The 21,209-nt window shown below is 69.6% G+C and carries 21 protein-coding genes; 7 read left to right on the top strand and 14 right to left on the bottom strand.

From position 1 onward, the window contains the following. The first annotated feature begins 62 nt into the window (after window positions 1–62). The 4 genes from I1A62_RS34460 to I1A62_RS34445 all read left to right on the top strand — a co-directional run bounded on the left by I1A62_RS34460 (window position 63) and on the right by I1A62_RS34445 (window position 3,181). Window positions 63–1,184 carry a folate-binding protein YgfZ gene (locus I1A62_RS34460; RefSeq protein ID WP_219456762.1) on the top strand — a complete coding sequence of 374 codons (1,122 nt, stop codon included), beginning with the start codon at window positions 63–65 and terminating at the stop codon, window positions 1,182–1,184. After that, a complete protein-coding gene (locus I1A62_RS34455) occupies window positions 1,181–1,849 on the top strand; it encodes an MOSC domain-containing protein (protein ID WP_219456761.1) in 669 nt (222 codons plus the stop codon). Before I1A62_RS34460 ends, I1A62_RS34455 begins: the two co-directional genes overlap by 4 nt. Beyond that, window positions 1,846–2,799 carry an asparaginase gene (locus I1A62_RS34450; RefSeq protein ID WP_124392588.1) on the top strand — a complete coding sequence of 318 codons (954 nt, stop codon included), beginning with the start codon at window positions 1,846–1,848 and terminating at the stop codon, window positions 2,797–2,799. The genes I1A62_RS34455 and I1A62_RS34450 overlap by 4 nt, the downstream gene beginning before the upstream one ends. A gap of 181 nt (window positions 2,800–2,980) precedes the next feature. Next, window positions 2,981–3,181, top strand: a complete 201-nt coding sequence (locus tag I1A62_RS34445; RefSeq protein WP_005244376.1) for a DUF3073 domain-containing protein — start codon at window positions 2,981–2,983, stop codon at window positions 3,179–3,181. A gap of 110 nt (window positions 3,182–3,291) precedes the next feature. Here the strand turns inward: I1A62_RS34445 and purM are convergent, their stop codons facing one another. The 9 genes from purM to I1A62_RS34400 form a co-directional block, all read right to left on the bottom strand. Then, entirely contained in the window at window positions 3,292–4,371 is a 1,080-nt protein-coding gene (gene purM, locus I1A62_RS34440; protein WP_124392587.1) for a phosphoribosylformylglycinamidine cyclo-ligase, read from the bottom strand. Between the two features lie 120 nt (window positions 4,372–4,491). Next, entirely contained in the window at window positions 4,492–6,075 is a 1,584-nt protein-coding gene (gene purF, locus I1A62_RS34435) for an amidophosphoribosyltransferase (RefSeq protein WP_124392586.1), read from the bottom strand. Window positions 6,076–6,288: 213 nt separating this feature from the next. After that, window positions 6,289–6,675 carry a sterol carrier family protein gene (locus I1A62_RS34430; RefSeq protein ID WP_124392585.1) on the bottom strand — a complete coding sequence of 129 codons (387 nt, stop codon included), beginning with the start codon at window positions 6,673–6,675 and terminating at the stop codon, window positions 6,289–6,291. A 4-nt stretch (window positions 6,676–6,679) separates the two neighbouring features. Further along, complete coding sequence (locus I1A62_RS34425) at window positions 6,680–7,324, bottom strand: CPBP family intramembrane glutamic endopeptidase (RefSeq protein WP_219456759.1); 645 nt, start codon at window positions 7,322–7,324, stop codon at window positions 6,680–6,682. Further along, on the bottom strand, window positions 7,321–9,090 hold the full coding sequence (locus I1A62_RS34420; protein WP_124392583.1) for an alpha/beta-hydrolase family protein: 1,770 nt from the start codon (window positions 9,088–9,090) through the stop codon (window positions 7,321–7,323). The genes I1A62_RS34425 and I1A62_RS34420 overlap by 4 nt, the downstream gene beginning before the upstream one ends. Window positions 9,091–9,093: 3 nt before the next feature. Continuing rightward, window positions 9,094–11,415, bottom strand: a complete 2,322-nt coding sequence (gene purL / locus I1A62_RS34415) for a phosphoribosylformylglycinamidine synthase subunit PurL (RefSeq protein ID WP_219456757.1) — start codon at window positions 11,413–11,415, stop codon at window positions 9,094–9,096. Window positions 11,416–11,558: 143 nt separating this feature from the next. Next, the gene (locus tag I1A62_RS34410; RefSeq protein ID WP_219456755.1) at window positions 11,559–12,842 is read right to left on the bottom strand and encodes a M18 family aminopeptidase; all 1,284 of its coding nucleotides are present in this window, start codon (window positions 12,840–12,842) and stop codon (window positions 11,559–11,561) included. A gap of 25 nt (window positions 12,843–12,867) precedes the next feature. After that, a complete protein-coding gene (locus I1A62_RS34405; protein WP_219456753.1) occupies window positions 12,868–13,221 on the bottom strand; it encodes a VOC family protein in 354 nt (117 codons plus the stop codon). Between the two features lie 40 nt (window positions 13,222–13,261). Beyond that, window positions 13,262–14,509 (bottom strand): macrolide family glycosyltransferase, encoded by a 1,248-nt coding sequence (locus I1A62_RS34400; protein WP_374710717.1) that lies wholly within the window; start codon window positions 14,507–14,509, stop codon window positions 13,262–13,264. Window positions 14,510–14,561: 52 nt separating this feature from the next. Here I1A62_RS34400 and I1A62_RS34395 point away from each other — a divergent pair, with 52 nt between their 5' ends. Next, window positions 14,562–15,152 (top strand): TetR/AcrR family transcriptional regulator, encoded by a 591-nt coding sequence (locus tag I1A62_RS34395; RefSeq protein ID WP_219456750.1) that lies wholly within the window; start codon window positions 14,562–14,564, stop codon window positions 15,150–15,152. A gap of 7 nt (window positions 15,153–15,159) precedes the next feature. Here the strand turns inward: I1A62_RS34395 and malQ are convergent, their stop codons facing one another. Then, window positions 15,160–17,265, bottom strand: coding sequence for a 4-alpha-glucanotransferase (gene malQ, locus I1A62_RS34390; RefSeq protein ID WP_219456748.1), 2,106 nt, complete (start codon window positions 17,263–17,265; stop codon window positions 15,160–15,162). Between the two features lie 195 nt (window positions 17,266–17,460). On the opposite strand from malQ, the gene I1A62_RS34385 reads away from it, so the two are divergent. Beyond that, a complete protein-coding gene (locus I1A62_RS34385) occupies window positions 17,461–18,108 on the top strand; it encodes a HemK2/MTQ2 family protein methyltransferase (protein ID WP_219456746.1) in 648 nt (215 codons plus the stop codon). A 52-nt stretch (window positions 18,109–18,160) separates the two neighbouring features. Here I1A62_RS34385 and purQ read toward each other — a convergent pair whose 3' ends face one another. After that, the gene (gene purQ / locus I1A62_RS34380; protein WP_124392576.1) at window positions 18,161–18,838 is read right to left on the bottom strand and encodes a phosphoribosylformylglycinamidine synthase subunit PurQ; all 678 of its coding nucleotides are present in this window, start codon (window positions 18,836–18,838) and stop codon (window positions 18,161–18,163) included. Beyond that, the gene (gene purS / locus I1A62_RS34375) at window positions 18,835–19,074 is read right to left on the bottom strand and encodes a phosphoribosylformylglycinamidine synthase subunit PurS (RefSeq protein ID WP_005244409.1); all 240 of its coding nucleotides are present in this window, start codon (window positions 19,072–19,074) and stop codon (window positions 18,835–18,837) included. The genes purQ and purS overlap by 4 nt, the downstream gene beginning before the upstream one ends. A 131-nt stretch (window positions 19,075–19,205) precedes the next feature. Here purS and I1A62_RS34370 point away from each other — a divergent pair, with 131 nt between their 5' ends. Further along, on the top strand, window positions 19,206–19,853 hold the full coding sequence (locus tag I1A62_RS34370) for an MBL fold metallo-hydrolase (protein WP_124392575.1): 648 nt from the start codon (window positions 19,206–19,208) through the stop codon (window positions 19,851–19,853). 50 nt (window positions 19,854–19,903) lie between these two features. Here the strand turns inward: I1A62_RS34370 and I1A62_RS34365 are convergent, their stop codons facing one another. Next, the gene (locus tag I1A62_RS34365) at window positions 19,904–20,608 is read right to left on the bottom strand and encodes a DUF2334 domain-containing protein (RefSeq protein ID WP_124395605.1); all 705 of its coding nucleotides are present in this window, start codon (window positions 20,606–20,608) and stop codon (window positions 19,904–19,906) included. A gap of 98 nt (window positions 20,609–20,706) precedes the next feature. Further along, window positions 20,707–21,201, bottom strand: a complete 495-nt coding sequence (locus I1A62_RS34360) for a glutathione peroxidase (protein ID WP_219456744.1) — start codon at window positions 21,199–21,201, stop codon at window positions 20,707–20,709. Window positions 21,202–21,209: the final 8 nt, after the last annotated feature.

The following is a 21,209-nucleotide window of genomic DNA, read 5'->3' as shown; positions in this document are numbered from 1 at the left end:
GAGACCCAGCCTATCGACCCTGCTGACCGCCACCCGAGGTCCATGGTCCCTAGACTGGGTTCGTGGTCGACAAACTGCCCGTCTCACCCAGTCCACTCGTCACGGCCCCGGGCGCGGTCCCTGCGCCCGAAGGCTCCCCCGACGCCGGCGTCGCCTGGCACCACGGCGATCCGCTCGGCGAACAACGCAGCGCCGAGCGTTCCGCGGTGGTCGTCGACCGCTCCCACCGGTTCGTCATCGCGATCAGCGGACCCGAACGACTCACCTGGCTGCACACCATCTCCAGCCAGCACGTCGCCGCACTCCCCGACGGCTCGAGCGTCGAGAACCTCAGCCTCGACGTCAACGGCCGCGTCGAACACCACTTCGTCCAGACCGACCTCGACGGCATCACCTGGATCGACACCGAAGCCGACCGCGGACCCGACCTTCTCTCGTTCCTCACCAAGATGGTGTTCTGGTCCAAGGCCGAGCCCCGCGACGGCAACGAACTCGCCGTCCTCAGCGTGATCGGGCCCGACGCCACGGCCGTCCTCGACGCCGCCGGGGTCGCCGCGCCCGCCGAGCCGTACGCCGCGGTCGCGGTCGCCGGGGGCGGATTCGTCCGCCGCATGCCGTGGCCGACCGCCGACTCCTTCGACCTGCTGGTCCCGCGGGAAGGTCTCGCGACCTGGTGGGGCCGGCTCACCGCCGCCGGCGCCGCTCCCGCCGGAACGTGGGCGTTCGAGGCACTCCGGGTGGCCGCCGTGCGTCCCCGGATCGGGCTCGACACCGACGACCGCACCATCCCGCACGAGGTCCGCTGGATCGGCGGTCCCGCCGAGCACGGCGCCGTCCACCTCGAGAAGGGCTGCTACCGCGGCCAGGAGACGGTGGCCCGCGTCCACAACCTCGGCAAGCCGCCGCGGCACCTGGTCCTGCTGCACCTCGACGGCAGCGCCGAAGGCAGGCCGGAACCGGGTGACCCGGTGACGGCGGGCGGCCGCGCCGTCGGACGGATCGGCACGGTGATCGACCATTACGAACTCGGCCCCATCGCGCTGGCCCTCGTCAAACGGTCCATCCCCACCGACACCGAATTGGTGACCGGACCGTGCGCGGCGTCCATCGACCCCGACTCCGTGCCCGTCGACGACGCGGTCCAGGCCGGCCGCGCCGCCGTCGACCGGCTCCGCGGCCGGTGAGCGGGACGACCGCGGCGGCCGGCGAGGTGCTGGCCGTCTGCGTGCTGCACACCGAACGCGACAGCGGCACCCGGCGGGTGACCCGCACGGCGATCGACAAGCGGCCCGTCGACGGCCCGGTGGCCGTCACGACCGCCGGACTGGCCGGCGACCGCGTCTGCGACACCGAATACCACGGCGGGCCGTTCAAGGCCGTCTACGCGTACCAGGAGGACGAGGCCCAACGCTGGGCGTCGGAGCTCGGCCGCGAACTGCCCCCGGGATGGTTCGGCGAGAACCTCCGGGTGGACGGCATCGCCGCGAGCGACGCCGTGATCGGCGAGCGCTGGCGGATCGGCACCACCGAACTGGAGGTGGCCGGCCCGCGGACGCCGTGCGGCACGTTCGGCGTGTGGGCCGCCGAGCCCAGATGGGTCAAGCGGTTCTCCGAGCGCGGCGACACGGGTGCGTACCTGCGGGTGGTGACCGAGGGGTCGATCACCGCAGGCGACGCCGTCCACCGCATCCACGTGCCCGGCCACGACGTCACCGTGCGCGACCTGTTCACCGGCCGCGACCCGGAACGGTTCGTGGCGCTGCTCGAACAGCAGGAGAACCTCGCTCCGACCGTCGCGGACAAGGCCCGCCGACGGATCGCCGGACTGGAAGTGCAGGTCACGTATTGAGCATCGAACTGGTCGAGGTCGTCCGTTCCGGATTCCGTGAGTGCGTCCACCGTGGTTCCGCGGTGATCCTGCGCGCGGACGGCGAGATCGCGCTCGCCCTCGGCGAGGTGCACACACCGATCTATCCGCGGTCGTCGAACAAGCCGTGGCAGGCCGTGACGATGCTGCGGAACGGCTTCGAACCGACCAGTTCGGAAGAGCTTGCGATCGCGACCGCATCCCACGAGGGCGAGTCGGACCACGTCGAACTCGTCGAGCGGCTCCTCGCCCGGTACGGCCTCGACGAGGATCAGCTCCGCTGCCCCGCGGATCTGCCCTCCAACGAGCTCGCGCGGGCCGAACTGCTGGCCGCCGGGGAACTCCCCCGCCCGGTGTACATGAATTGCTCCGGCAAGCACGCGGCGATGCTCGCGACGTGCCTGGCCAACGACTGGCCGCTGGACAGTTACCTGGAGCCGACGCATCCGCTGCAACTCGCCGTGGTCGAGACGCTCGGCTCGATCAGCGGCGACGTCGACGCCGAACTCGGCATCGACGGATGCGGGCTGCCGATCGTCCCGCTGTCGCTGACGCACCTGGCGCGGGCGTTCGCGCGGCTCGTCACCGGCGAGCCCGGCTCCCCCGAGCTCGCCGTCGCCGACGCCGTCCGCGAGCACCCGTATCTCGTCTCGGGTACCGGCAAGGACGACGCACGGCTGATGCCGGTCGTTCCCGGGCTCCTGACGAAGGCCGGCGCAGACGGGGTCTACGCGGGCGCGCTCCCCGACGGCTCGGCGTTCGCGCTGAAGATCGACGACGGTCACGAACGGGCCCGGTTGCCCCTCGCCGCAGCGCTTCTGCACCGGATGGGCGCCGAATGGACCGAGGACCTGGCGGCCCTCGCATCGCAGCCCGTGCTCGGCGGCGGCGTCCGGGTGGGGACCGTCCGGGCAATTCCGGGAGTCTTCTGAAGTCGAATTCCCGGCATCGGGGCAGTTCGCGACCTCGATGAGACTAAACAGACACCGGTTCGGGGTGTGGATGGAAGCGCGAGGGACTTTTCCACGCTAGAGTGTGGGGCAGGAACTTACACACTCAAACGGGGCCGCCAAATTCCCCAGGCCGCCCCGCGAAAGCGCGAGGGGGTCAGCCATGGGCCGCGGCCGGGCTAAGGCAAAGCAGACCAAGGTTGCACGCGAGCTGAAGTACAGCGTACCGACCACGGATTTTGACAGCCTGCAAAGAGAGCTCTCAGGTGGGTCGTCCAACTCGCATCGGGACGAGGTCTTCGCTGACCAGCGTGCCGACAGGGAGGGTCACTCCCGGGAGGACGACGACGACTGGCGGCGCTGAGATCTGAAGACACAGAAATGAGGGGGAGCCGATACCGGCTCCCCCTCATTTCCACATCTTCAGCCGGTCGGGGCCACTAGCTCGCCCCGTTCCGACCGACGGCGACCGACCTAGAACCTCGGGTGATCGCCGGCGAGCAGTGCGCGCTCGGCGGACACGTCGTGCGACTTCTTGATGCTGCCCAGCGTCCAGCAGTCGATGTGCCGCGCCGTCAGGACGGCCAGCGCACGATCGACGTCCTCGGGCGCCACGATCGCGACCATGCCGACGCCCATGTTGAACGTCTGCTCCATCTCGGCCCGCTCCACGCGTCCGCGCTGCGCGATCATCGCGAAGATCGGAGCGGGGCTCCAGGTGCCGCGATCGAGTTCGGCGACCAGACCCTTCGGCATGACCCGCGCGAGGTTGTTGGCCAGTCCACCGCCGGTGACGTGGCAGAACGTGCGCACGTCGGTCTCGGCGGCGAGCGCCAGGCAGTCCTTGGCGTAGATCTTCGTGGGCTCGAGCATCTCCTCGCCCAGGGTGCGGCCGAATTCGTCGACGTGCGCCGTCAGGCTCATGTGATCGATCTCGAGCAGCACCTTGCGGGCCAGCGAGTAGCCGTTGGAATGCAGACCGGACGAACCCATCGCGATGACGACGTCGCCGGGGCGGACCCGGTCGGGGCCCAGCACCTGATCGGCCTCGACCACGCCGACACCGGTCGCGGACAGGTCGTAGTCGCCGTCCGCCATCACACCGGGGTGCTCGGCCGTCTCGCCACCGAGCAGCGCACACCCGGCCTGGATGCAGCCTTCGGCGATGCCGCTGACCAGTTCGGCGACCCGCTCCGGGACGACACGCCCGACGGCGATGTAGTCCTGCAGGAACAGGGGCTCGGCGCCGCAGACGACGAGGTCGTCGACGACCATCGCGACCAGGTCGAGGCCCACGGTGTCGTGCTTGTCGAGTGCCTGGGCGACGGCGAGCTTGGTGCCCACACCGTCGGTGGACGCCGCGAGCAGCGGCTCCTTGTAGTCACCCTTGAGCGAGAACAGTCCCGCGAATCCACCGAGACCACCGAGAACCTCGGGACGGCTGGCACGCTTGGCCAAGGGAGCGAAGAGTTCCACCGCCCGATCGCCTGCGGCGATGTCCACTCCTGCGGCGGCGTAGGACGCGCCAGGGCGACTTGTCGGATCCTCGGTCATGTGGTTGTTACTCCAGCCTTCTGTTGCTCGTCAAAATCGTGTCGGTCGGGCAATCGAGTGCTGTGATTGCGTCCTTACGGTACCGGAGTACGTTCTCCGGCCGGCTCCCGATGTACCGGCCTACGGCCGACTGAGGGCGTTCGCGTTGTCGTTCTCCCGCGTCGCGGGACCGCCTGCCGCGCTCTCGAGCATTCCCTCGAGAACGTTCTTTCCGATCGACGTCTCCGTGGGGAGCGCGATGGGGTACGTGCCGTCGAAGCAGGCCGCGCACAGCCGCGACGCCGGCTGCTCGGTGGCCGCGATCATGCCTTCGGTCGAGATGTAGCCGAGGGTGTCGGCGCCGATGGAGCGCCGCACCCCTTCGAGCATCTCGTCGAAGCTGCCGGGCTCGCCGCTGCCGCCCGCACCGTTGGCGATCAACTCGGCCGGGGAGGCGAAGTCGATGCCGTAGAAGCAGGGCCACTTGACCGGCGGCGACGCGATCCGGACGTGAATCTCCAGGGCGCCGGCCTCGCGGAGCATCCGGATGAGCGCGCGCTGGGTGTTGCCGCGGACGATCGAGTCGTCCACCACCACGAGACGCTTTCCGCGGATGACTTCCTTGAGCGGGTTGAGTTTGAGGCGGATACCGAGCTGACGGATCGTCTGCGACGGCTGGATGAAGGTGCGGCCCACGTAGGCGTTCTTCATCAGACCCTGGCCGTACGGAATGCCCGACCCCTGCGCGTACCCGACCGCGGCGGGAGTGCCCGATTCGGGGACCGGGATGACGAGGTCACCCTCGGCGGGGTGCTCGGTGGCGAGGCGGCGGCCGATCTCGACGCGGGTGGAATGCACCGACCGTCCGCCGATGACGCTGTCCGGACGCGCCAGGTACACGTACTCGAACACGCAGCCCTTGGGCTCGGGGTTCGCGAAGCGGGAGGAGCGGACGCCGTCGGCGTCGATGGCGAGCAGTTCGCCGGGCTCGATGTCGCGGACGAACGACGCGCCCACGATGTCGAGTGCGGCCGTCTCGCTGGCCACCACCCAGCCGCGGTCCAGTCGTCCCAGGCACAGGGGACGGATGCCGTGCGGGTCACGCGCCGCGTAGAGCGTGTGCTCGTCCATGAACGTGAGGCAGAACGCGCCGCGCAGCGTCGGCAGCAGCTTCATGGCCGCCTGCTCGATGGTGCTGTCCGTCGCGGCGTGCGCGAGGAGGGCGCCGACGACGTCCGAGTCGGACGTGGCGCCGCCGGGACGTTTGTCGTTGACGAGGCCCGCCGCACGGGCGCGCTGCGCCAGTTCCGCCGTGTTGACGAGGTTGCCGTTGTGACCGAGGGCGATGCCGCTGCCAGCGGCGGTGGTGCGGAAGATCGGCTGCGCGTTCTCCCACGTGGTCGAGCCCGTGGTGGAGTAGCGACAGTGCCCGACGGCGACGTGACCGGGCATCGCTGCCAGGGTCTGCTCGTCGAACACCTGGCTGACCAACCCGAGGTCCTTGAAGACCAGCACCTGCGAACCGTCGGCGACGGCGATGCCCGCCGCTTCCTGACCACGGTGCTGCAGAGCATAGAGCCCGTAGTAGGTGAGTTTCGCCACATCCTCTCCCGGCGCCCAGACGCCGAAGACTCCGCATTCTTCGCGGGGCTCGTTCTCGTCCTCGTCGGACGGGTTCGAAGAGAGAAGATTAGGACTGTGGACCGACAGATCGGCTCTGGTCACCGGGGTGCTCCCTGGGGATGGGCGTGTGAGGGGCAAGGTCAGTCTACGTGCCCGGCGCCGCGGCTTCGCCCACGGTGCCGTTCCAACCGGCCGGACTACCGGACGACGGGCCGAAAACCGATCGGTTCCGGCATCGATCAGCGCCGTCGAGGTGTGATGGGCATCACTTCGCCTGCAGGTCCGATGCCGCGCGGCGTCGAGGCCGTGGGGTGACTACACGCGCAGCAGCGGCAGCCAGTGGGCGATCTCCCCGGCTCGGCTCCCCGACACCGACACCCCGCCGCCGGAGGTCGCGCCGTCCAACTCCAAAAGTCCCGTCACCAGCAGCAGCCACGTCCGCGGATCGGTCTCCACGACGTTGGGCGGGGTGCCGCGGGTGTGCCGGGGACCCTCGATGCACTGGACCGCGACGAACGGGGGAACCCGCACCTCCACGCTCGAACCGGGCGCCACCTGCTCGAGCGTCCGCGCGCTGAGTCGCACCGCTGCCGCCAGCTGGGTGCGGGACGGCTTCTCCTCGGTGTCGCCGCGCAGCCACGGGCCGACCTCGAGTACGGCGGCCCTCAGTTCGGCGGGATCTACGGCTCGACGCGACGGCATGCGCTCAATCTACTGTGCGGGCCCGCGCGACCTCGGCGGCCACCACCCCGCCGACGTTGACCGAAAGATGCAGCAGTGCAGGGGCTACGACGCTGCCGCTGCGCCGTCGCAACCACTCGAACAGCAGCGCCGAGGAACCGGTGAGCAGCACGCTCGCGGCGATCGGGTCACCGGCGACCCGGGCAGCGCGCACGTGCCACAACCCGAACGTCACGGCGTGCAGGACGTACGCCGTGGTGGGCGTCCAGGCCCGGCGCAGCATGGCGGACAGGACGCTGCGGAACAGCAGTTCCTCGTGTACGACGGTCCCCACCGGGATCTGGAACCCCACCCAGCCGGCGACATCGGTGACGCTGTCGCCTGCCGGAATCCGCCTGCGCGCGGCAGGCACGCTCAGCGCGACCGCGTATCCGGCGAGCGGGACCACCGACACGACGGCGCCGGACCGCAGCCCGGACCGCACCGCCGACCCGGACAGCCCGAGTTCGTCGACGCCGTACCCCGCGGCCCGCGCGGCTCCCACGACCGACAGTCCGAGCGCGCCGCCCGCGACGGCCCGCCCGTACGGGCCGAACCCCGAACCGGGCAGCACCACGTTGTTCCACAGCACGGCCGCCGCCGCACCGGCCACGGACGCGAGCCTGCTCACTTCTCCGGACCCTCCGACCCGGCGAGGGATTCGAGGGTGGACCGGACGCGTTCGGTGTCGGCGGGCGTCCACCCCTCGGGCTGCGCGACGGTGATCCAGCCGTCGAGGACAAGCGTTCCGTAATTGTGGCCGTGCCCGTCCGGCACCCCGGCGGCATTCGTGAGGTCGGCGGACACCTGCCAGAACGTCACGAACGGAAACCATTTCATCGACGGCGAACGATCGTCACCCGGCGGCTCCTTCAACCAGTCGGGCCGGGTGAACGCGAGGTCGGGCGACCACCACACGACCGGATCGGACGGGTGCTGGACGTACAGGATGCGCGGCGACAACCACTCCCCCGGGTCTTCGACCATGTCGGCGGAGTCGTCGGCGAACCGCACCACCAGGCCCGCCGCGTACTCGGGGTCGACCTCGGGAGTGCCCGGGTCGCGGCGCTGAACCAGCTGACCCCACAGCCGGTTCGAGTTGGGCGGCCCGACCCACAGCACGCCGTCGACGGTCTGCCGGATGTCGCTCAGCGTGTCGAAGGCGCCCTCCCCCGCCTGGGTGCCGAGACTTTCGCCGTAGACGAGCAGCTTGGGTCGGGTCGCCTCGGGTTCCTGCAACCACCGTTCGTGCACCCGGTCGATCAGCAGCTTTCCCGCCTCCGCGGCCTTCTCCCGGTCGGCGAGGAACGAGATCCAACTCGGCAGGAACGAGTATTGGCCGGCGACCAGGGCCGTGTCGCCGTTGTGGACCAACTCGATCGCCTGCGCCGCAGTCGGATTCACCCAGCCCGTGCCGGTGGTGGGGATGACGACGAGGACCTTGCGGGAGAACGCGCCGGTCCGCTCGAGTTCGTCGATGACGATGTCCATGCGTTCGTCGGGGTCCTCCGCGGTCTCGAGTCCGGCGTAGACCCGGATCGGATCCTTGGCCGGGATGCCGTTGGCCGCCGTGAGTTCGTCGGCATCGAGGCCGCGGGACACGAAGTTGCGGCCCTCGTACCCGAGGGTGTCCCACGGCGCCAGCGACTCCGGGCTACCGGATTTCTCGGGATCGAGCGGCTGCTCGACGCCGTCGCGGGTGGTCGAATTCTGCAGGCTGAACGCCGCATTCGTGGCCGCGTAGATGCCGCGCATCAGGACACCGTCGACGAGCAGGAAGAACAGCACCGTCACGATGAGGATGCCGACGGTGGTGGCCGTCGGGATCGCGAGGTGCCACCGCCGGATGAGTCGTCCCGCGATCCACCGCACCAGTTCACGCGCCAGCCGCCACGCCGAGATGATCGCCGCACCCACGAGCAGGCTCAGGCCACCGGTGCGGATGTAGCCGGTGGTGGTGGTGCCCTCCGCCCCCATCAGCGCGGCGAGTTCACGCTGCCACGCCGCGGAGTATGCGAGCATCACGAGACTCACCGACACGCAGGTCACCGTCACGAGTACGCGCAGGCCCGTGGACCACGGCTCCGGCAGCGGCCACCACGACCGATTCTTCAGGACGTAGCGGCGGACCAGCCAGCCGATCGCCGTTCCCACCGCGTAGCCGATCGCGGCGTTGATGCCGCCGATCAGCCCCTGGAACAGCCAGTCGCGGGGCAGCAGCGACGGCGTCAGCGACCAGCAGAAGAACAGCGTCGCGAACGCGATGCCGGTGAAGTCGAGGCGAAGGAAACGCCAGGTCCGATCGAGTCGGGGACCGTGGAGGAGTGCAGGATCGACTAGCCGCGAGAGTTCCCGCGGCCCCCTGTCAACCCTCTCCAATGCCCCCGATTCGACCATTCATCACCCGAACAATGCCGGCAGAGTTCCCTCGAACGTCGTGCGCAGTTCGGCGAGCGAGACCGAGAACTGGCCCTGGACCTCGACGGAATCGGAGCCCTCGTCGACCACACCGATGCGCACCCACGGGAGGTTACGGGCCGTGCACATACCCGCAAAGCGAGTTTCCTCGGTGCGCGGGACCGCGACGAGCACCCGGCCCGAAGACTCCGAGAACAGGGTGACGAACGGATCTGCGTCGTCGGGAAGCAGGATGCGGCAGCCCGTCTCCCCGGCCAGCGCGGCCTCTACGACGGCCTGCGCGAGGCCACCCTCGGACAGGTCGTGCGCCGCGGACACCAGTCCGTCGCGGGAGGCCGCGAGGAGGATGTCGGCCAGCAACTGCTCCCGGTCGAGGTCGACCTTCGGCGGGACGCCGCCGAGGTGGCCGTGCTCGACCTGGGACCAGATGGACCCGTCGAACTCGTCGCGGGTGTCGCCGAGCAGGATCAGCGTCTCGCCCGGTTCCAGTCCGAGACCGGTGGGGATGCGGCGGTGCACGTCGTCGATGACACCGAGCACGGCCACCACCGGGGTGGGCAGGATCGCGGTCGAGCCGGTCTGGTTGTAGAAGCTGACGTTGCCGCCGGTGACGGGGATGCCGAGCTTCGCGCAGCCGTCCGCCAGACCGCGGACGGCCTGCTGGAACTGCCACATGACACCCGGGTCCTCGGGGGATCCGAAGTTCAGGCAGTTGCTGACGGCCTTGGGGGTGGCGCCGGTGACGGCGACGTTGCGGAAGGCCTCGGCGAGTGCGAGCTGCGCACCGGTGTACGGGTCGAGCGAGGTGTAGCGGCCGGACGCGTCGGTGGCGAGCGCGATGCCGCGGCCCGTCTTCTCGTCGACGCGGATCACACCGGAGTCGGCGTTCTCGGCGAGGACGGTGTTGCCGCGCACGTAGCGGTCGTACTGCTCGGTGATCCACTTGCGGCTGCACAGCGCCGGGGACGCGAGCATCTTCAGCAGCGTCGCCTTCAGCTCGTCGGCGGACTCCGGGCGCTTCAGGCCGGCGGTGGTGTTGGCGACCAGGGCGTCCTGGCTCGCGGGACGCTGCACGGGGCGCTCGTACACGGGGCCCTCGTGGGCGACGGTGCGCGGCGGCACGTCGACGACGGTCTCGCCGTGCCAGGAGATGGTGAGCCGATCGCCGTCGGTGACCTCACCGATGTCGGTGGCGAGGACGTCCCACTTCTTGCAGACCTCCATGAACGCGTCGACGTTCTCGGGGGTGACGACCGCGCACATGCGTTCCTGCGACTCGCTGGACAGCACCTCGGCGGCGGTCATACCGGTGGCCCGCATCGGGACCTGCTCGAGGTTGATGTGCATGCCGCCGTCGCCGGCCGCGGCCAGCTCGGACGTGGCGCACGACAGCCCGGCGCCGCCGAGGTCCTGGATGCCGACCACGAGCTTCGCGGCGTACAGCTCGAGACAGCACTCGATGAGCACCTTCTCGGTGAACGGGTCACCCACCTGCACGGCGGGCAGCTTCTTCCGGCTTTTCGATGCTCCAGCTCCGCCTTCGGCTTCGTGTTCGTCCCCGCTTTCGTCGCCGTCGAACGTCTCCGACGCCAGCACGGACACGCCGCCGATGCCGTCGAGGCCGGTGCGCGCACCGAACAGGATGATCTTGTTGCCGGCGCCGGACGCGAACGCGAGGTGCAGGTCCTCGACGCGCATCGTGCCTGCGCACAGGGCGTTGACCAGGGGGTTACCGGCGTACGACTCGTCGAACACGGTCTCGCCGCCGATGTTGGGGAGGCCGAGCGAGTTGCCGTAGCCGCCGACACCGCGCACCACACCGTCGACGACGCGACGGGTGTCGGGGGCATCCGCAGCACCGAAACGCAGCTGGTCCATCACGGCGATGGGCCGCGCGCCCATGGCCATGATGTCGCGGACGATGCCGCCGACGCCGGTGGCCGCGCCCTGGTAGGGCTCCACGTAGGAGGGGTGGTTGTGGCTCTCGACCTTGAACGTGACCGCCCAGCCGTCGCCGATGTCGACGACGCCGGCGTTCTCGCCGATGCCCGCGAGCATCGAGGACCGCATCTCGTCGGTCGTGGTCTCACCGAAGTACTTCAGGTGCACCTTGGACGACTTGTAGGAGCAGTGCTCACTCCACATCACCGAGTACATCGCGAGCTCGGCCTCGGTGGGGCGCCGGCCCAGGATCTCCTTGATGCGGGCGTACTCGTCGTCCTTGAGACCCAGCTCCTTGAAAGGCTGTGCGACGTCGGGGGTCGCGGTGGCGGCGGTGACGGTATCGACCGGGTGTGCTGACACTGGAGGTGGGGTCCCTTCCCTACGGGAGTCAAGAGAGGCAAGCCGGGAGTCACGGTCGGCGCAAGCCGGGTGGCGACGAGCCGTACGTCAGTCTATCCGGCGGCTCGTTCCGGCACCGACCTGGCGCTCCTCGCCCCTTCCCGTCACGCCGTCGGTGTGAGGAAGGCCGCAAGGGCGTCGGAATAGGCCCGCACGTCACGAGCGCCCATCAGCTCCCGCGACGAATGCATTCCGAGCTGCGCGGCGCCGACGTCGACGGTGCTCAGCCCCGTCCTCGACGCGGTGATCGGGCCGATGGTCGAACCGCACGGCAGATCGGCCCGGTGCACGTACCGCTGCAGCGGCACACCGGCCTGGTCGCAGGCGAGCGCGAACGCACCGGCCCCGGCCGCGTCGGTGGCGTAGCGCAGGTTCTGGTTGACCTTGAGCACCGGTCCCCCGTTGACGGCGATGTGGTGGGCGGGCTCGTGCCGGTCCGGGTAGTTGGGGTGGGTTGCGTGCGCCATGTCCCCGGACGCGCAGATCGACCCCGCCATCGTCTGCAGGAATTCTTCGCGACCACCCCCGCGGCCGAGGACGATGCGCTCGAGGACGGTGCTCAGCAGATCGGAGAACGCGCCCCGATCGGACATGCTCCCCACCTCCTCGTGGTCGAACAGCGCGAGCACCGGCACCTGATCTCCGGGACGTTCGGCCGCCGACAGCAGCGCCTGAGTGCCCGCGTAGCAGGTGCCCTGGTTGTCGAGCCGCGGCGCGCTGACGAGGTCCTGTTCGGTTCCGACCAGGGCGCTGGGCGCGAGATCGTGGGTCATCAGTTCCCACCCGAGCACCGCGTCGGCAGGCACCTCCGCCCGTTCGGCGACGAAGTCGATGAACGACCGGCGTTCGGTGCCCACGCCCCACACGCCGTTGAGGTGACGCTGCGGATCGAGGTGTACGCCCTTGCGGTCCTCGGACAGGTGGATGGCCAGTTGCGGGACGCGGAGGATCGGTTCGTCGACGCGGACGAGCTTCTCCTCCACGATGTTGCCTGCCCGCACGCTCAGCCGCCCGGAGATGCCCAGGTCGCGGTCGAGCCACGAGTTGAGCCACGCGCCGCCGTACGGTTCGAGGCCCACCAGCTGCCACCCCGCCGACGAGAGGTCGGGGTGCTGCTTGACGCGCAGGTTCGGGCTGTCGGTGTGCCCGCCGACGATGCGGAACGGCGCCGTCCGGCCCACCCCCTCGGTGCTCCATGCGATGAGGGATCCGCCGCGCACCAGGAAGTATCGGCCGGGCTCGCCGGGCCACGAGTCGGTCTCGTGCAACTCGGTGAAACCGTTGCCGGTCAGCAACATCGACACCGTCGCGCACACATGGAACGGCGACGGTGAGGCATCGACGAAGGTGCAGAGTCCCTGGGCGTCGGCCCACGTAGTGGAAGGCATGGGGTCAATCATGCAGGACCCGCTGTCACGCGTGGGGACCCGAGACGCAGAACTGGTTGCCGTCGGGATCGGTGAGCGTGACCCATCGGAAACCGCCCATCTCGTGCTGCGCGACCTCCGTCGCGCCGTCGGCACTCAGCCTGCCGACCTCGCCGTCGAGGTCCTCGGACGCCAGATCGAGGTGGATGCGGTTCTTCCCCGGAGTGGGATCGTCGACCTTCTGGAACGCCAGCTTCTGCGCGGAATCCGGGAGGGCGACGACGTAGAACCAGCCGTCGTTCTCCTGCTCGACCGTGCCCGCCGTCTGCTTCGCCCACCACTTCGCGAGCGGCCCCGGATCGGTGGTGTCGAACGTGATCATGCCGAGTGTGAGTGCCATGCCCGCAGAGTAGACGTGACCACCGACACGTTTCGCGGCTTCACAGGAACTCCTCGACGACCCGGACGGCGGCGTCCACTCCACCGGCAGAACGCAACTCGGCGGCGAGCTCCGCGCTGCGGCGACGGACCGGCTCGGCGTCGACCCTGGCGAGTGCGTCCCGCAGTCCGGCCGCGGACACCTCCGAACTGTCCACGCGCACCGCCACTCCCGCGGCGACGAGCGCGTCGGCGTTCTCGAACTGGTCGGTGGCCTGCGGCGCGGCGATCATCGGGGTCCCCGTGAACATGCCCTCGCTGGACCCGCCCATGCCGGCGTGGGTGAGGAACGCGTCGGCCTGCCCCAGGATGTCGAACTGCGGCACCCAGCGGTGGACCTCGACGTTGCCGGGCACGGTACCGAGTTCGCCGACGTCGACGTGCTGCCCGATCTGCAGGACGACGTGCCAGCCGTCGAGGTCGCCGAACGCCTCGATGCAGCGGTGGTAGAAGTCGGCGTGATCGGTGAACGCGGTGCCGAGCGAGACGAGCAGCACCTTGCCCGCGCCCGCCGGGCGCTCCCACCGGCCGTCGGCGGGCCGCCGGGTGGGCAGCGCCGGTCCGACGAACGTGTAGACGTCCTCGTTCACGCGGTCGGCGTTGGGCTGCATCGATTTCGCGATCAGCACCACCGCCCGGGCCGGGCGCCCGTAGAACTCGTCGGGGTCGGTCTCGACCCCGTTGTCCCGCAGCAATTTCCCCTGCCGTTCGTACAGTGCGGCACCGCGCGGGTCGGCGCGCATGGTGTCCGCGAACGATTTCATGTCGTCCTCGTAGCCCTCCCAGGCCACGTATGTCGGCGACAGTTGCACGATCGGCACTCCCCATTCCTCGGCGAGGACGCGGGCGGGACCTCCCGCGATGTCGTAGAGGAACAGGTCGGGGCGGTCGTGCTCGTACAGTCTCCGCAGTTGCGGCAGCATCGACTCGTACTCGGCCTGGAACAGGGCGAGGTGATCGATGGTGTCGCCGTCCCAGGACTTCCCGGACTCGTCCGCCGCGCCTGCGGTGTTCACGGGCGGCAACGTCGAGGCGTACTCCTTGAATTCCGCTCCGGTGCTCTCGACGACGTCTTTCACTGCGGCGTCGTTGGCGTACGTCACGCGGTGACCGCGCGCGACGAGTTCTCGGAGAATCTCCAGGCTGGGGTTGACGTGCCCGGGCGCCGGGATGCTGACCATGGCGATGTGTGAGCGGGTCATCTTCATCCTTTCCGAGACGGAACGGTCCGTCTCGCTACATGGTGGCATCGGGCCGCAGGCGAGTCAAGACGATACGTCTCGTCTGATCTAGGATCCGTTCATGCCGTCCGCCGACAATCCCCGCCGATCCGAACGGTCCCGGGGCGCGATCCTGCAGGCCACCCAGGAGCTGATCCGCGAGCAGCCCTACGCGAAGATCAGCATCGAAGGCATCGCCGCACGCGCGAAGGTCGGGAAGCAGACCATCTATCGCTGGTGGCGGTCCAAGGGCGCACTCGTCGTGGACGCCCTGCACGAACAGAACGCGGCCGGCGCCCAGGAGGCCCTTGCCCTTCCCGACACCGGTGACCTCGCCGCCGACATGAGGCTGGTGCTGCGCGCCACCGTCGACGAGTTCACGTCCCCCGATTTCGAACCGCTGTTCCGGGCGCTGTCCATCGAATCACTGCAGGACCCGGCCCTGAGGGAACAGATCGTCGAGCGGATCTACCGGCCGCAGTTCGAGTTCGTCGCGGCGCGGTTCCGCTCGGCGCAGGACGCCGGGCAGGTGCGGTCCGACGTCGACCTCGCCCTGGCGTTCGAGTTGTTCATGGCGCCGATGTTCTATCGCTGGCAGTCCGGAGCCCATCCCCTCACCCACGAGCACGCGGACGCCGTCGTCGACCTGGCGATGCGCGCCCTCGCGCCCTGAATCCAGCTCAGCGAGCGTCCTCGACGAACCCGAAATCGCCGTGCGCGAGGTCCTCGACGTGGACCACGCGCCCGGACGCGTCGGCGAGGGGGATCTTCCAGTTCGAATACTGGGTCTCGTCGGTACCCGGCTGATTCTGGATGCGGTACTCCCCCACCAGGTCGGCGAGCGCGACACCCGACAGCAGCGACGGACTCCGGGCGATCAGCCGGTACAGCGCCTTCACGGTGTCGGGGATCGACGCGTCGTCCGCCAGCAATCCGCGGTCGCGCGCCAGTTGCAGGACGGCCTCACGCTGCTGCGCGTCGTGTTCCTTCTCCAGTTCGAGGTCCCGTTCGAGGAGCCCGAGCCGTGACCGCAATTCGATGTGCTCGCCGGCGAGGTAGCCGGCGGTCGGCGGAAGGTCGTGTGTGGTCACCGATGTCAGGCACAACGTCCGGTATTCCTCCGGGGGCGTCGGCCGCTCGCCGTCGTGCTCGAACCACAGGATCGAGGTCCCGAGGATGCCGCGCTCGGCGAGGTAGTCCTGCACCGCGGGTTCGAAGACCCCGAGGTCCTCGCCGATCACCACGGCGCCCGCCAGCTCCGCCTCGAGCGCGAGGATCCCGATCAGTGCCTCGTGGTCGTACGTGACGTACGTTCCGTCGGCGGGCGTCTTCGCGTCGGCGGGGATCCACCACAGCCGGAACAGCCCCAGAATGTGGTCGACCCGCAGGCCGCCCGCATGCTTCAGGACGGTGCGCAGCATGTCGCGGTACGGGGCGTACCCCAGTTCCGCCAGCCGATCCGGCCGCCACGGTGGCTGATTCCACTGCTGGCCCTGCTGATTGAAGTCGTCGGGAGGAGCGCCGACGGTAATGCCCTCTGCCAGAGCCGTTCCCAGCGACCACGCGTCCGCACCCCCACGCTGCACCCCGACGGCCAGATCGTGCACGATCCCGATGTCCATGCCCGCCGCGCGGGCCGCGGCCTGTGCGCCGGAAAGCTGTTCGTCGCACACCCACTGCAGCCACGAGTAGAACTCGACCCGCGGCGCGAGCCTGCGCCGCTGCGCCTGCACCCAGTCGCTGTCCGGCGCGTGCGCTTTCGTCCGCCACCGGGGGTCGTCGGGCGGCAGTTTCTCGGTGAGCGCGCACCACGTGGCGAAGTCCCGCAGGCCGTCGCCCTCGACGCGGCAGAACTCCTCGAACGCGTGCTGCCTGCTCGGGCTGCGCTCGACCCGGAAGACCCGTTCGAGCACCCGGAGTTTGGCCCGGTACGACGGGTTGCGCGCTATCCGGTCGGACCGGTCGTTCGCCCGCGCGAATCGCGCTGCGGCGTCGCGCATCCGCGCATGACGTCGCGTCGACAGGTACGCCGTCTCCGGGATGTCCTCGACGCGGATGTACAGCGGATTGACGTAGCGGCGGGTGGTCGGCAGGTACGGCGACGCCTCGATCGGGGGCCGGGGCTGCGCCGCGTGCAGCGGATTGACGAGAACGTAGTCGGCGCCGTGGACGGAACCGAAGATCGACGCGAGATCCGCGAGGTCGCCGAAATCGCCCACACCCCAGGAACGACGCGACCGGATCGAGTACAACTGCGTGAGCACACCCCACCGCCTGCGGTCGCGCAGAGCGTCGGACGTGGTCAACCGCGCGGGCGTCACCACGAGCGTGCACGACGAGGAGGTGCCCGCAGTGGATGCCCGGACCGTGTGCCACCCGCACGGAATCCCGGAGGGCACGGCGAATGTCGCGCGCCCCACCAGAACACCGTCGACCTCCCGCGGATCGACCCACACCTGGAGTTGGCGGGCCCGGACGGTCCCGCCCGCCTCGGTGTCGATGGTGACGTCCACGTTCTCGCCGTGCGGGACGTGGACCACGAAACGGGTCTCGGATCCGTCCGTTCCGACGACGACGGGCGGCAGCATCCGCCGCCACGGCGCCACCTCGCACTCGGACAGGGCGCGCCGCACCTCGTCCTCCGTTGTGGCGGGGACGTCGAGCGCTGCGAGGACGCTGCGGAGCGTGTCGTCTCCCACGTCGTGACGCTGCTTGTCCCAACCCTGGTACGACGTCGCCACCCCGTGCCGGGCCGCGAGATCACGCAACTGCTCGGTGTACGTCACCCGTCGATCGTGCCAGTTCGCCTCCGGTTCCGCGCGTCTTCCGAACCGCCGCCGGGGCCGTCGGACCCGACTGCGTGATTGGCGCCGCGGCGCTTGGGGTAACTGTTCGGTAATCAGACGCACGGCGTCCACGGTGAGCGCCCGGTGGCACTCGGTTGGTGTACGCCGATGCGCCCGGCAACCGAGGAGTCTTCAATGCTGCTACGTCTTCCCGGAGTCTATCGCCCGCAACACGATACGCAGTTGCTGGCCGGTGTCCTGGCGGCGGAGCCACTCGGTCCCCACTCCCGGGTACTCGATCTGTGTGCGGGGACCGGTGCGCTGAGCGTGGCCGCCGCGGCCGCCGGTGCGGGCAGCGTGACCGCGGTGGACGTGTCGAGGCGGGCGGCGATCAGCATCCGGCTCAATGCGCTCGCCCGCGGGCACCGGATCCGGGTGATCCACGGAGACCTCACCGAACACGTCCGCGAGGACCGGTTCGACCTCGTCGTGTCCAACCCGCCGTACGTCCCGGCGCCCGTCGACACGGTGCCCGACCGCGGTCCGGCGCGCGCCTGGGACGCGGGACAGAATGGTCGCGCACTGCTCGACCGGATCTGCCTCCAGGCCCCCGACCTGCTCGTCGACGGCGGGATTCTGCTACTGGCGCAGTCCGGCCTGAGCGGAGTCGAGAAGACGCTGACGATGCTCGAGGAACAGAACATGACGGTTGACGTGGCCGCGACGGCCGAGATCCCGTTCGGACCCGTCCTCGTCGAACGGCGGGAGATGCTCGAGCGTCGAGGGCTCATCGAGGTCGGTCAGACGCTCGAGGAAATCGTGGTGATCCGCGCCGTCAAATAGGCGCAGCCTGATGGCGCCGTGCGTGGCCGAGGCCCGCACGGCGCCGATCGGATCAGGCGGAGATGACGCTGTCGAGCACGGAATAGAACATGCCGAGTCCGTCGTCGCTGGGCCCGGTGAGGGCCTCGGTGGCGTGCTCGGGGTGCGGCATGAGGCCAACCACGCGGCCGTTGGCCGAAGAGATGCCGGCGATGCCTCGCTGCGAACCGTTCGGGTTGTCGCCGACGTAACGGAACACCACGCGACCTTCACCCTCGAGTTCGTCGAGGACGTTCGCCGAAGCCTGGTAGCGGCCCTCGCCGGACTTGAGCGGGATGAGGATCTCGGCACCCGTCTCGTAGCGGGACGTCCATGCCGTCGCCGTGGCCTCGACCTTCAGCCACTCGTCGCGGCAGATGAAGTGCAGGCCCTCGTTGCGGGTGAGCGCGCCGGGCAGCAGGCCCGCTTCGCACAGAACCTGGAAGCCGTTGCAGATACCGAGGACGGGCATGCCGCCCTGTGCCGCCTGCACGACCTTGCCCATGACGGGCGCGAACCGCGCGATGGCGCCGCACCGCAGGTAGTCGCCGTAGGAGAAGCCGCCGGGGACGATGACGGCGTCGACACCCTTGAGGTCGGCGTCGCCGTGCCACAGGCTCACGGCCTCGCCGCCGGCGAGGGTCACCGCGCGGGCGGCGTCGACGTCGTCGAGGGTGCCGGGGAAAGTGATGACTCCGACGCGGGCGCTCATGCTTCGACGCGCCTCACGGTCCAGTCCTCGATCACCGTGTTGGCCAGCAGGGCCTCGGCGATCTTCTCGAGCTGAGCGTCGTCGACACTGCCGTCGACCTCCAGCTCGAAGCGCTTGCCCTGACGGACATCGGAAACTCCAGCGAAGCCGAGCCGCGGCAGCGCTCCGACAATTGCCTGCCCCTGGGGGTCGAGAATCTCGGCCTTGGGCATGACTTCGACGACGACACGGGCCACGTGCTGCTCCTTGTAGTAGTGCGCGAGCCCAGAGTGGAACACCGGGCACCCGGAAGTTTACCGGGCTACCTGCCTGCAGTTCGCATCGGACGAAGGGGACGAGCCATGCATGCAGGCGCATACTCGAATTCATGCGACTGACTCACTTCGGCCACAGCTGCGTCCTCGTCGAGTTGAACGGTTCCACCATCCTCTTCGATCCGGGCAACTTCTCGCACGGATTCGAGGGCATCACCGGACTGGACGCGATCCTGGTCACCCATCAGCACCCCGACCACGTCGACCAGCAGCGACTGCCCGCCCTCGTCGAGGCGAACCCGGGCGCGGCGCTGTACTCCGACCCGCAGACCGCGGCGCAACTCGGCGGCGCATGGACGGGGGTGCACGCCGGCGACGAATTCGACATCGGCGACGTGCACGTCACCGGCACCGGCGGCAGGCACGCGGTGATCCACCCCGACATCCCCGTGATCGACAACACGGCGTTCCTGCTCGGCGACGCCGCGAACCCGGCCCGGCTGATGCACCCCGGCGACTCGCTGTTCGTCCCGGAGCAGAAGGTCGACGTGCTGGCGCTGCCCGCCGCGGCGCCGTGGCTGAAGATCTCCGAGGCAATCGACTACCTGCGGGCCGTCGCACCGCGGGTCGCGGTGCCCATCCACCAGGCGATCATCGCGAACGAGGCCACCGGCATCTTCTACGGCCGCTACTCGGACATGGCGCCCGAGGGCACCGAGTTCCGCACGATGCCGAGCGAGTCCAGCGTCGAGGTGGCCTGACGGCCCCGTGAGTACTTGTTAACCGCCGGCGGTTAACAAGTACTCACGGGTCAGGCGGCACCGATCTGCGAAATCCGCCGCTCCCAGCGGTACACGTCGGGCCGTGCGTCGTGGAAGAGCGCGAGGTCGACGGCGTCGAGCATCGCCTGCCGCGGTCCCGACGTGCCGAGTTGCTTGGCGGTGACGGCGAGGCGCACCACGCCGCCGCGTTTGGCGGTGCGTCCGGAGCCCAGGACGAGGGCCCGGCACCACCACGGTTCGGCGCGGAATCCCTCCCCGATCCCCAGTACCCGCGACCGCACCGACGTCCCGCGGTCGAGGTCGTGGACGGCGGTCATCGCGGCGAGCAGCCGGAACCCGGCGGACGGCAGTGCCGTGACGGCGCCCTGCGACGCCAGCCAGCGGGGCGGGGCGAACAGCCGGGTGCGCAGCCCGGTCTGTTCCATCACCCGGTCGGCCGCGAGCAGTCGCAGCCTCGCCTCGTGCTCGGGCAGCGCGGCGAACTCGGCCCGGCGGCGCTTGGTGGCGGCCTGGTCGTATCCGTGCAGGACGACGGCGTCGCCGCGGGATCTGCGCGCGCGGAGCCAGTCCTGCGTCGCGGGGTCGTTGACCAGTCGATACTTGTCTTTCAGGCGTGGGGCGACGAGCAGCGACAGCGGCACGCCGCGCGCATCCATCTCCTCGGCGAACGCGGCGGCGAAGTCGCGCGTCTCGTCCTTGATCCCCGACACCGACACGATCAGCTGTCCGGTCATGGGCCCCAGCGTGACAGGTGAACGTGAACACAGGGCAAAGCTCGTGCGCCTTTCCGGTAGTCGGAGCTACCGGAAAGGCGCACGAGCGGCGGAGCCGCCTACTTCGGCAGGACGGCCTCGATGGCCTCGACGACCTCGGGGGCGTCGGGTTCGGTGCGGGGACGGAACCGCTTGACGACGGTGCCGTCCGGTGCGACGAGGAACTTCTCGAAGTTCCACTGGATGTCGCCGGCGGCGCCTTCGGCGTCGGCGGCCTTGGTCAGTTCCTCGTACAGCGGGTGCCGGTTCTCACCGTTCACCTCGATCTTCTCCAGCAACGGGAACGTGACGCCGTAGGTGGTGGAGCAGAAGGTTTCGATTTCTTCGGCGGTGCCGGGTTCTTGACCCATGAACTGGTTGCACGGGACGCCGATCACGGTCAGGCCGCGGTCGGCGTAGTCGGTGGCGAGCTTTTCGAGGCCCTTGTACTGCGGGGTGAGTCCACACTTCGAGGCGACGTTCACCACGAGGACGGCGCGGCCGTCGTATTCGCCGAGTGAGGTCGGGGTGCCGCCGAGTGTGTTGATGCCGATGTTCTGAACAGGTGTCGTCATGCGCACCA

The sequence above is a fragment of the Rhodococcus sp. USK10 genome, from assembly GCF_019378875.1.
GTDB classification, from domain to species: Bacteria; Actinomycetota; Actinomycetes; order Mycobacteriales; family Mycobacteriaceae; genus Rhodococcus_F; species Rhodococcus_F pseudokoreensis.
This window is presented reverse-complemented; position numbering and strand designations above follow the sequence as displayed.

Excerpts from the sequence above, each read along its gene's own strand:
- I1A62_RS34405 (WP_219456753.1), bottom strand. The coding sequence starts at position 13,221 with ATGGCACTCACACTCGGCATGATCACGTTCGACACCACCGATCCGGGG.
- I1A62_RS34395 (WP_219456750.1), top strand. The coding sequence starts at position 14,562 with ATGCCGTCCGCCGACAATCCCCGCCGATCCGAACGGTCCCGGGGCGCG.
- I1A62_RS34445 (WP_005244376.1), top strand. The coding sequence starts at position 2,981 with ATGGGCCGCGGCCGGGCTAAGGCAAAGCAGACCAAGGTTGCACGCGAG.
- I1A62_RS34360 (WP_219456744.1), bottom strand. The coding sequence starts at position 21,201 with ATGACGACACCTGTTCAGAACATCGGCATCAACACACTCGGCGGCACC.
- I1A62_RS34400 (WP_374710717.1), bottom strand. The coding sequence starts at position 14,509 with ATGCCACCATGTAGCGAGACGGACCGTTCCGTCTCGGAAAGGATGAAG.
- purQ (WP_124392576.1), bottom strand. The coding sequence starts at position 18,838 with ATGAGCGCCCGCGTCGGAGTCATCACTTTCCCCGGCACCCTCGACGAC.
- purM (WP_124392587.1), bottom strand. The coding sequence starts at position 4,371 with ATGACCGAGGATCCGACAAGTCGCCCTGGCGCGTCCTACGCCGCCGCA.
- I1A62_RS34410 (WP_219456755.1), bottom strand. The coding sequence starts at position 12,842 with ATGCCTTCCACTACGTGGGCCGACGCCCAGGGACTCTGCACCTTCGTC.
- I1A62_RS34430 (WP_124392585.1), bottom strand. The coding sequence starts at position 6,675 with ATGCCGTCGCGTCGAGCCGTAGATCCCGCCGAACTGAGGGCCGCCGTA.
- I1A62_RS34420 (WP_124392583.1), bottom strand. The coding sequence starts at position 9,090 with ATGGTCGAATCGGGGGCATTGGAGAGGGTTGACAGGGGGCCGCGGGAA.
- I1A62_RS34365 (WP_124395605.1), bottom strand. The coding sequence starts at position 20,608 with ATGACCGGACAGCTGATCGTGTCGGTGTCGGGGATCAAGGACGAGACG.
- I1A62_RS34370 (WP_124392575.1), top strand. The coding sequence starts at position 19,206 with ATGCGACTGACTCACTTCGGCCACAGCTGCGTCCTCGTCGAGTTGAAC.
- I1A62_RS34385 (WP_219456746.1), top strand. The coding sequence starts at position 17,461 with ATGCTGCTACGTCTTCCCGGAGTCTATCGCCCGCAACACGATACGCAG.